General features: G+C 60.9%; 7 protein-coding genes. 3 read left to right on the plus strand and 4 right to left on the minus strand.

Annotation, left to right across the window (positions count from 1 at the left end; translation table 11 throughout):
- Positions 1 to 144: 144 nt before the first annotated feature.
- Positions 145 to 840 carry an isonitrile hydratase gene (inhA, locus tag E3W21_RS30360; protein WP_134423393.1) on the minus strand — a complete coding sequence of 232 codons (696 nt, stop codon included), beginning with the start codon at positions 838 to 840 and terminating at the stop codon, positions 145 to 147.
- Between the two features lie 90 nt (positions 841 to 930).
- On the opposite strand from inhA, the gene E3W21_RS30365 reads away from it, so the two are divergent.
- Entirely contained in the window at positions 931 to 1,914 is a 984-nt protein-coding gene (locus E3W21_RS30365) for a GlxA family transcriptional regulator (protein WP_134423395.1), read from the plus strand.
- Here E3W21_RS30365 and E3W21_RS30370 read toward each other — a convergent pair.
- The 3 genes from E3W21_RS30370 to E3W21_RS30380 all read right to left on the minus strand — a co-directional run bounded on the left by E3W21_RS30370 (position 1,883) and on the right by E3W21_RS30380 (position 5,205).
- Positions 1,883 to 2,785 carry an alpha/beta fold hydrolase gene (locus tag E3W21_RS30370; RefSeq protein WP_134423397.1) on the minus strand — a complete coding sequence of 301 codons (903 nt, stop codon included), beginning with the start codon at positions 2,783 to 2,785 and terminating at the stop codon, positions 1,883 to 1,885. The two genes, E3W21_RS30365 and E3W21_RS30370, sit on opposite strands and share 32 nt — an antisense overlap.
- A gap of 35 nt (positions 2,786 to 2,820) precedes the next feature.
- Entirely contained in the window at positions 2,821 to 3,210 is a 390-nt protein-coding gene (locus E3W21_RS30375) for a hypothetical protein (RefSeq protein ID WP_134423399.1), read from the minus strand.
- Between the two features lie 168 nt (positions 3,211 to 3,378).
- A complete protein-coding gene (locus E3W21_RS30380) occupies positions 3,379 to 5,205 on the minus strand; it encodes a glycoside hydrolase family 15 protein (protein WP_134423401.1) in 1,827 nt (608 codons plus the stop codon).
- A gap of 335 nt (positions 5,206 to 5,540) precedes the next feature.
- Here E3W21_RS30380 and E3W21_RS30385 point away from each other — a divergent pair, with 335 nt between their 5' ends.
- Entirely contained in the window at positions 5,541 to 6,713 is a 1,173-nt protein-coding gene (locus E3W21_RS30385) for an MFS transporter (RefSeq protein WP_134423403.1), read from the plus strand.
- A gap of 165 nt (positions 6,714 to 6,878) precedes the next feature.
- Positions 6,879 to 7,613, plus strand: a complete 735-nt coding sequence (locus E3W21_RS30390; protein ID WP_134423405.1) for a thioesterase II family protein — start codon at positions 6,879 to 6,881, stop codon at positions 7,611 to 7,613.
- The last annotated feature ends 256 nt before the right edge of the window (positions 7,614 to 7,869 follow it).

Genomic DNA, 7,869 nt, shown 5'->3' on the forward strand with positions numbered 1-7,869 from the left:
CAGGATCACGGATGATCGACCATAGGCCCGGATGGCTGCTGACAGGATGTCGCAATGGTCTTGAGAAACCCGCTTAGGCGGGTTTTTTTGTGGGCGATGGAAAGTCCTCGATGCAGCCGGCCGCTGGCTGCGCCGAGGAATGGATCAACGTACTGACGCCCGGTCGAGTTTCGCCGCTACACGCTCGGTGATTTCCGAGCGCAGTTTCAATGACCCGGCGGCACGTTTGCGGGCTTCCTCCAGCACACTGACCGGAGCCGTCTCAGGGCTGCCCGACGCAAACGGCGGCGCCGGGGCATATTCCAGCTGCAACTGCACCAGCTCTGCCGTGTCCTTATCGAACAACTCCGCGGCCAGGGTCAGGGCAAAATCGATGCCCGCCGTGATCCCGCCACCGGTCAGCAGATTGCCGTCGCGCACCACCCGATCATTCACCGGGATCGCCCCCAAAGGCACCAGCAATTCGTGATAAGCCCAGTGAGTGGTGGCGCGTTTACCTTTCAGCAGACCCGCCGCACCGAGCACCAGCGCGCCGGTACACACCGACGTGACGTAACGCGCTTTGGCGGCTTGCTCCTTGATGAAGGCCAGCGTCTCTTCATCTTCCATCAACGGCCCGACGCCACTGCCGCCGGGAATGCAGATGACATCCAGCGGCGGGCAATCGTCGAACGTGGTGGTCGGTTTCAGCACCAGGCCCGTGCTTGCGGTAACGGGCATCAGGTCCTTCCAGATCAAATGCACCTTCACGTCCGGCAGCGAGGCCAGTACGTCGTAAGGGCCGGTGAGGTCCAGTTGCTGAACCTGTGGAAACAACAGAAAACCGATCTGCAACGCCATGGCATTTTTCTCATGAAGTGGGTGGACGACTTCACTTTAGGCTCGTAGGATTTGGCGTATACGCCAATAACCCCACGAATTACGCCAATCATGCCGAAAACCATTCACGTGCTCGCCTTTGCCAATGTGCAACTGCTCGACGTCACCGGGCCATTGCAGGTGTTCGCCTCGGCCAACGATATTTCCCGCCAGCAAGGTTTTCCGCCACCTTATGCGCCGTCGGTGATTGCCAGCGGTGGCGGGGCGGTGATGTCGTCGGCGGGGCTGGCGCTGTTGGCCGAGCCGTTGCCTGAAGAGGGTAGTGACACCTTGATCATTGCCGGTGGCTGGGGCGTTTACGACGCGGCGCAAGACGAACCGCTGGTGGCGTGGGTACGTGAACACGCGACGGGGTGTCGGCGAGTATCGTCGGTGTGCACCGGGGCATTTTTGCTGGCGGCCAGCGGCTGGCTCGATGGCCGGCGGGTGGTCACTCACTGGACTCGTTGCGAGCAGTTGGCGCAGCAGCATCCGCGGCTGCAGGTTGAGCCCAATCCGATTTTCATCAATGACGGCCCGGTCTGGACCTCGGCCGGGGTCACCGCTGGCATCGACCTTGCGCTGGCCATGGTCGAAGAAGATCTTGGCCGCACGATGGCCCTGGAAGTCGCGCGGCAACTGGTAGTGTTCCTGAAACGCCCCGGCGGCCAGTCGCAGTTCAGCGTCACCCTTTCTTTGCAAAAGGAAGGCAACCGTTTCGACGAACTTCATGCCTGGATCAGTGAAAACCTCACCAAGGACTTGGGCATCCCGACCCTGGCCTTGCAGGCCGGCATGAGCGAACGCAGCTTCGTCCGCCATTACCGCGCTGACACCGGCCAGACTCCGGCCCGGGCCATCGAACTGATTCGGGTCGAGACCGCCCGACGTTTGCTCAGCGATACCGGCGTGCCGATCAAACGGGTGGCGGTGCAATGCGGTTTCGGCAGCGAAGAGACGCTTCGACGCAGTTTTCTGCGGGCCATGGGCGTGACCCCGCAGGCCTACCGCGAGCGTTTCAGCGTCAGCCCTCCAGCAGATCCAGTAGTGCTCTGAGCGTTGCCTCGGGCGCTTCTTCGGGAATGTTGTGCCCGACGCCCGCCAGCACTCGCCGCTCATAACGCCCGGTGAAATGGGCGATGTCTTCGTCTATCTCCGGTGCCGGTCCGACGCCATCGTCGGCCCCGCACAGGGAAATCGTCGGTACGCTGATCGGCGGCTGTCGGGTCAGCGCTTCTTCGATCCACTCCAGCGCCGGGTCGCCGGGCGCGTACATGAACCGGTGGCGGTAGGAGTGAATCACCACCTCGACGAAATCCGGATTATCGAAGGCCGGTGCACTTAACGGATACAACTCAGGGCCTTTGGTCCAGGTGGGTGACCACAACTTCCAGAGCAGTTCGCACAAGGCCCGGCGATTTTTCGTCAGGCCTTCGACCCCGCGTGGCGTGTGGAAGTAATACTGATACCAGAGTCGGTGCTCGGTTTCCGGGTCCAACGGCTCGGTGGAATGGGGAATGTCCTGAAGGTTGTAACCGTCGCCGGTCACCAGGCAACGAACCCGCTCGGGCCATAGCGCCGCCACAATACACGCCGCCCGACCGCCCCAGTCGTAGCCGCACAGGGCGGCTTGTTGAATGGCCAACGCATCCATCAGCTCCAGCAAATCCTGAGCGAGGGCGGCTTGTTGTCCGGAGCGCAGGGTGTCGGGGTGGTTGAAGCGGGTCGGGCCGTAACCGCGCAGGTACGGGACGATGACGCGGTAGCCCTTGGCGGCGAGGGTCGGGGCGATTTCGTCGTAGGCGCGGGGGGAGTAGGGGAAGCCGTGGAGGAGGATGATCGGGTCGCCGGTGGTGGGGCCGTGTTCTTCGTAGGCGAGTGACAAGCCTGGAGTTTGGATGAAGTGGATCAGCGCTTCATTGTTCATTCGACACTCCAGAAAGGGTTGTTTTTGCCTATTTTCTAGGCTTCGACTTCCGCCACTTGATTGAAGTACTTCGACCGATCCGGCGTAAACGTCACCACCATGTTGGTCCGCGAACAGGTCAACGCCCGTTCTTCACCCAAATCAACATCCAGATCTTCCCCGCGTAACCCTTGCCACTGAGCGAGGTACTTGAGGGATCCGTATTTTTCGAGTTTCTTCAGGCTGCGGCTGACGCCACCTTTCCAGCCCAGAACCGGAAGTTCGCCGGCAAGGCAGCGTTGGGTGAGTTCGGGGAAACGGGCGGCGCGTTGGCGGCCGATCTCCCAGCACTTGATCAGGCCCTTGTCCTGGCCTTCCCACAATTCATCTCGGTTCAGACCTGACCGGAGTGGGGCGTCGATGCTGCGGTGGATGCGCTGGGTCATTCTGGTTCCTTGAATTCGGGTTTTGTTGGACAGCTCCGCTGTACCCGTTGACGGTGGATGGTAGGGATGGATGTAACGGCTGGCAACAAAGGATTTTCCGGCGGTGGATGCAGGTTTTGTTTAAGCAGTGCAGGACTTCGGACTACACAAACCTGTGGCGAGGTGCTCTCACGGCTGCCAGAAACTCTTCTCCCCACTCAATTTCCGATCCAGGAAACTGGCCGCACTGATCAGTGCCAAATGCGTCAGCGCTTGCGGCGTATTCCCCAGATGCCGCGCATGGCTGTCGAACTCTTCGGCGTACAACCCCAGTGGGTTGGCGTACCTCAGCAACTGTTCAAATTCCAGATGCGCCTTTTCCACCCGGCCGGCGCGGGCCAGGCATTCGACGTACCAGAATGAGCACGCGGCGAAGGCGCCTTCGGTGCCGTCGAGGCCGTCGATTCGGGTGTCGTCATTGCGATAGCGGTAAACCATGCCGTCGCGTACCAGATTCTTTTCGATGGCGTCGAGGGTCGCGAGCCAGCGCGGGTCTTTGGCGCTGACGAAGCGCACCAGCGGCATCAGCAGCATCGAGCCATCCAGCGCGGTGCCGCCGATGTGCTGGACGAAGTGCCCGCGTTCTTCGTTCCAGAAGTTTTCCCAGATGTCAGCGTAGATCGCCTGTCGGGTCTGGTCCCAGCGGGCGAACGGGGCGGGCAGTGAGCGTTTTGAGGCGAGGCGAATGGCTCGGTCCAGTGCGACCCAGCACATCAGCCGCGAGTGCAGGAAGTGATGCTGCTCGCCGCGCATTTCCCAGATGCCGACGTCCTTTTGCTCCCAGGTTTCGCAGACCTGATCGACCACTTCCACGGTATGTTTCCAGCCTTCGTGGGAGATGGCGTCGCCATATTTGTTGACCAGGTACACCGCGTCCATCAACTCGCCGAAGATGTCGAGCTGGACCTGGTCGTAAGCCTGATTGCCGATCCGTACCGGTGTCGCGTCGCCATGACCGGAGAGGTGCGAGAGTTCGGTTTCCGGCAATTCCTGGCGGCCATCGATGGCATAGAGGATGTTCAGTTTCATCGGTTTTCCGTGGCAATCGCTGACTCTCCCGCGTAGCCAGCGCATGTAATCATTGGCTTCCTGAACGAAGCCCAGGCGCATGAACGCGTAGACGGTGAACGAAGCGTCGCGAATCCAGGTGTAGCGATAATCCCAGTTGCGCTCGCCGCCAGGCGTTTCCGGCAGGCCGAAGGTTGCGGCGGCGAGGATTGCGCCATGCTTGCGCGAGGTCAGCAGCTTCAGCGCCAGGGCCGAGCGATTGACCATCTCCCGCCAGCGGCCGCGATAGTTGGATTGGCCGATCCAGTCGCGCCAGAACTTCAGGGTCCGTTCCAGGCAGATGGTGGCGGCGCCTTCCTTGAATCGCGGATCGTCGATACCGCCAAGCATGAACTCGGCGCTCTGGTCCTGTTCGAGGGTGAATTCGGCGACTGCCGCATGGCCGTCGATACGTAGAACCTGGTCCGAAGACAGGCGCAGGGACGGCTGATTGGCGGCCTCGAAGGTCACGTCCTTTTCATCCATGCGTGCGCGGGTCTTGGCGCGAGCGTAGTCATGGCGCACGGCGCAACGCATATGAAACGTCGCCTGGCCGCTGACTACACGAACCCGGCGCATCAGCACCGACGTGTCATCTTCGCTGTCGCCAATGGGCAGCAGGTCGGTGACTTCGACGACCGCGCGGTCGCTGAGCCAACGGGTTTGCAGCACATTGGTGTCAGGCAGGTAAATCTGCTCGCGGCGAGCGTCGGGTAAATCCGGTGACAGTTGGAAAATCCCGGCCTCGGGCGTGTCCAGCAGCGAGCAGAAGATCGACGGACTGTCGAATTCCGGCCAGCAGAAAAAATCCACGCTGCCCTTGTCATTGACCAGTGCCGCGCTGCGCATGTCGCCGATGATGCCGTGGGCATCGATAGCGCTTTGTCGTTCGGGATGATGATCAGCCATTGCCGCGAAACTCCGGATAAAGGCTCAGGGCTACTTGTTGGGCGAGGGAAATCTGCATGAGGATTAAGGCCTCGAGTAAAGGGCTTAACTAGCTGACTGGTTTGAGCGGTAGAGAGTTCATTTGGCGGAAAAGGAGGTCGTCTCTGCGGGCCCCTTCGCGAGCAAGCCCGCTCCCACAATATATTTTTGGTGTACACAAATTTTATGCATGGCCGAGAACCCATGTGGGAGCGGGCTTGCTCGCGAAGGGGCCTTCACATTCAACCAACAATTAGCCGCTTTCCCCTCTGTCAGCGTTTATGGCAACTTGCAGGCCCTTGTTGAGACCTGCACCTATGGCTAACCCCTACCGCGAGCTGTTCAAAGCCCCAGGCAGCAGCGCTTTTGTGCTGGCCGGGATGATCGCGCGCATGCCGATTTCCATGACCGGCATCGGCCTGATCACCATGCTCTCGCAATTGCAGGGTGGCTATGGACTGGCCGGCGCCGTGACGGCGACGTTTGCCCTGGCCACGGCGTTTTGTGCGCCGCAGGTTTCGCGGCTGGTGGACCGTTTCGGGCAGCGTCGGATCTTGCCGGTGTCGGCACTGATCGGTGGCGGGGCGTTGTTGCTGGTGTTGCTTTGCACTCGCTTGCAGGCGCCGCAGTGGACGTTATTTGTGTTCGCAGCGTTAGCCGGTTGCATGCCGAGCATGTCGGCGATGGTGCGGGCGCGCTGGACCGAGGTGTATCGCGGCCAGCCAGCGCTGCAAACCGCTTATGCGCTGGAGTCAGTGCTGGACGAGGTCTGTTTTATTGTCGGGCCGCCACTGTCAGTGGGGTTGTGCGTGGTGGCGTTCCCCGAGGCTGGGCCGTTGGCGGCGTTGCTGATGCTGGCGATCGGGGTGACGGCGTTTGTGCTGCAACGTGACACCGAGCCGGCGATTCATCCTCATGAAGACCATCATCAGGCCTCGATCATTCGTTCCAGCGAGATTCAGTTACTGATGCTGTTGATGGTCGCCATGGGCACCATCGTCGGCGTGGTGGATGTGGTCAGCGTGGCGTTCGCCCAGCAGCAGGGCCAGCCGGCGGCGGCGAGCATTGTGTTGTCGGTGTATGCCATCGGTTCGTGCCTGGCCGGTTTGGCGTTCGGGGCGTTGCGCTCGAAACTGCCGTTGCCGCAACTGTTCCTGTACGGCGGGGTGGCGACGGCGGTGACCACGCTGCCGTTGCTGCTGGCGACGAACATTCTCGGGCTGTCGCTGGCGGTGTTCGTCGCCGGGTTGTTCTTTGCGCCGACGCTGATTGTGGCGATGGCGTTGGTGGAGCGCATCGTGCCGCCGGCCAAACTCACTGAAGGCCTGACTTGGCTGGTGACCGGGTTGAGCATTGGTGTGGCGATTGGTGCGGCCAGTTCCGGGTGGCTGGTGGATGCATTTGGAGCGCGTAGCGGGTTCTGGGTGGCGATTACGGCTGGTGCCGTGGTCCTCGGATCGGCGGTGCAAAGCTTCCGCCACTTGAAATGATGAATAAATGTGCGGGCTTGCTCGCGAATGCGGTGGGTCAAACAACATCAACGTTGACTGACACACCGCATTCGCGAGTAAGCCCGCTCCCACATTTGGATCTTCGACTAATTCAAGACCGACCTCATCCGTTCTCTTAACAGACAACTTTTCGAGGTAAACCCGGTGACCCAGCTGACATTGCTCTGCCTGCCCTATTCGGGCGCGAGCGCCATGGTCTATAGCCGCTGGCGACGCAAACTGCCGGAGTGGCTCAAGCTGCAACCCGTGGAACTTCCGGGGCGTGGCGCCCGGTTTGGCGAACCCTTGCACACCGACATGCGACGCCTGGCGCTGCAACTCGCGCAAGAACAAAAAGCCACGCTCAAGGCGCCGTATGCGCTGTTTGGCCATAGCCTTGGTGCGTTGCTCGCCTGCGAGATGGCCCATGCGTTTCGCTCGCTCGGCTGCCCGGAACCGGTGGCGCTGTTCGCTTCGGGCACCGCCGCACCGACCCTGCGTGCCGACTACGATCGGGGTTTCGCCGAGCCCAAAACCGATGCCGAACTGATCGAACAATTGCGCACCCTCAACGGCACCAGTGAAGAGGTGCTGGCCAACGAAGAGCTGATGAGCCTGACGCTGCCAGTGCTGCGCGCGGACTTTCTATTGTGCGGACGTTTCGAGTCGCAACAGCGTCCGTTGCTCAAGTGCCCAATTCACGTGCTTGGCGGCAAGGCTGATCGCGCCACCACCGAACAGTTGATCGGCTGGAGCAAGGAAACCCACGGTAGCTTTTCGGTGGACATGCTCGCTGGCGGACACTTCTTTATCCACGAGCACGAAGCCAAGGTGTTGCGGGTGATCAAGGATCAGCTGGACGTTCATCATCGGCGGCATGGGTTGATGGCGGTCAGCTAAACCCGAACATCACTCATCCCCTGTGGGAGCGAGCTTGCTCCGGGCGGCGTTCCGACGATGGCTGCCGGATAGTCAACATCTATGTCGCCTGTCATGGCCCTATCGCGAGCAAGCTCGCTCCCACAGGGGTCATGGGTCACCTCACTATCCTCGCCATACCCTTCCTTTCTGATACTTGTTCTCATTCGCTAATTTTTCCGGTCTGCATTCGTTTTATAGGGACGACGTGCCTTTGTGCTTCCCGCCACTGATCCGG

Source organism: Pseudomonas sp. F01002 (genome assembly GCF_004402115.1).
Lineage (GTDB): Bacteria > Pseudomonadota > Gammaproteobacteria > Pseudomonadales > Pseudomonadaceae > Aquipseudomonas > Aquipseudomonas frigoris.

Coding starts and splice junctions, on each gene's coding strand:
- inhA (WP_134423393.1), bottom strand. CDS start 840: ATGGCGTTGCAGATCGGTTTTCTGTTGTTTCCACAGGTTCAGCAACTG.
- E3W21_RS30365 (WP_134423395.1), top strand. CDS start 931: ATGCCGAAAACCATTCACGTGCTCGCCTTTGCCAATGTGCAACTGCTC.
- E3W21_RS30370 (WP_134423397.1), bottom strand. CDS start 2,785: ATGAACAATGAAGCGCTGATCCACTTCATCCAAACTCCAGGCTTGTCA.
- E3W21_RS30375 (WP_134423399.1), bottom strand. CDS start 3,210: ATGACCCAGCGCATCCACCGCAGCATCGACGCCCCACTCCGGTCAGGT.
- E3W21_RS30380 (WP_134423401.1), bottom strand. CDS start 5,205: ATGGCTGATCATCATCCCGAACGACAAAGCGCTATCGATGCCCACGGC.
- E3W21_RS30385 (WP_134423403.1), top strand. CDS start 5,541: ATGGCTAACCCCTACCGCGAGCTGTTCAAAGCCCCAGGCAGCAGCGCT.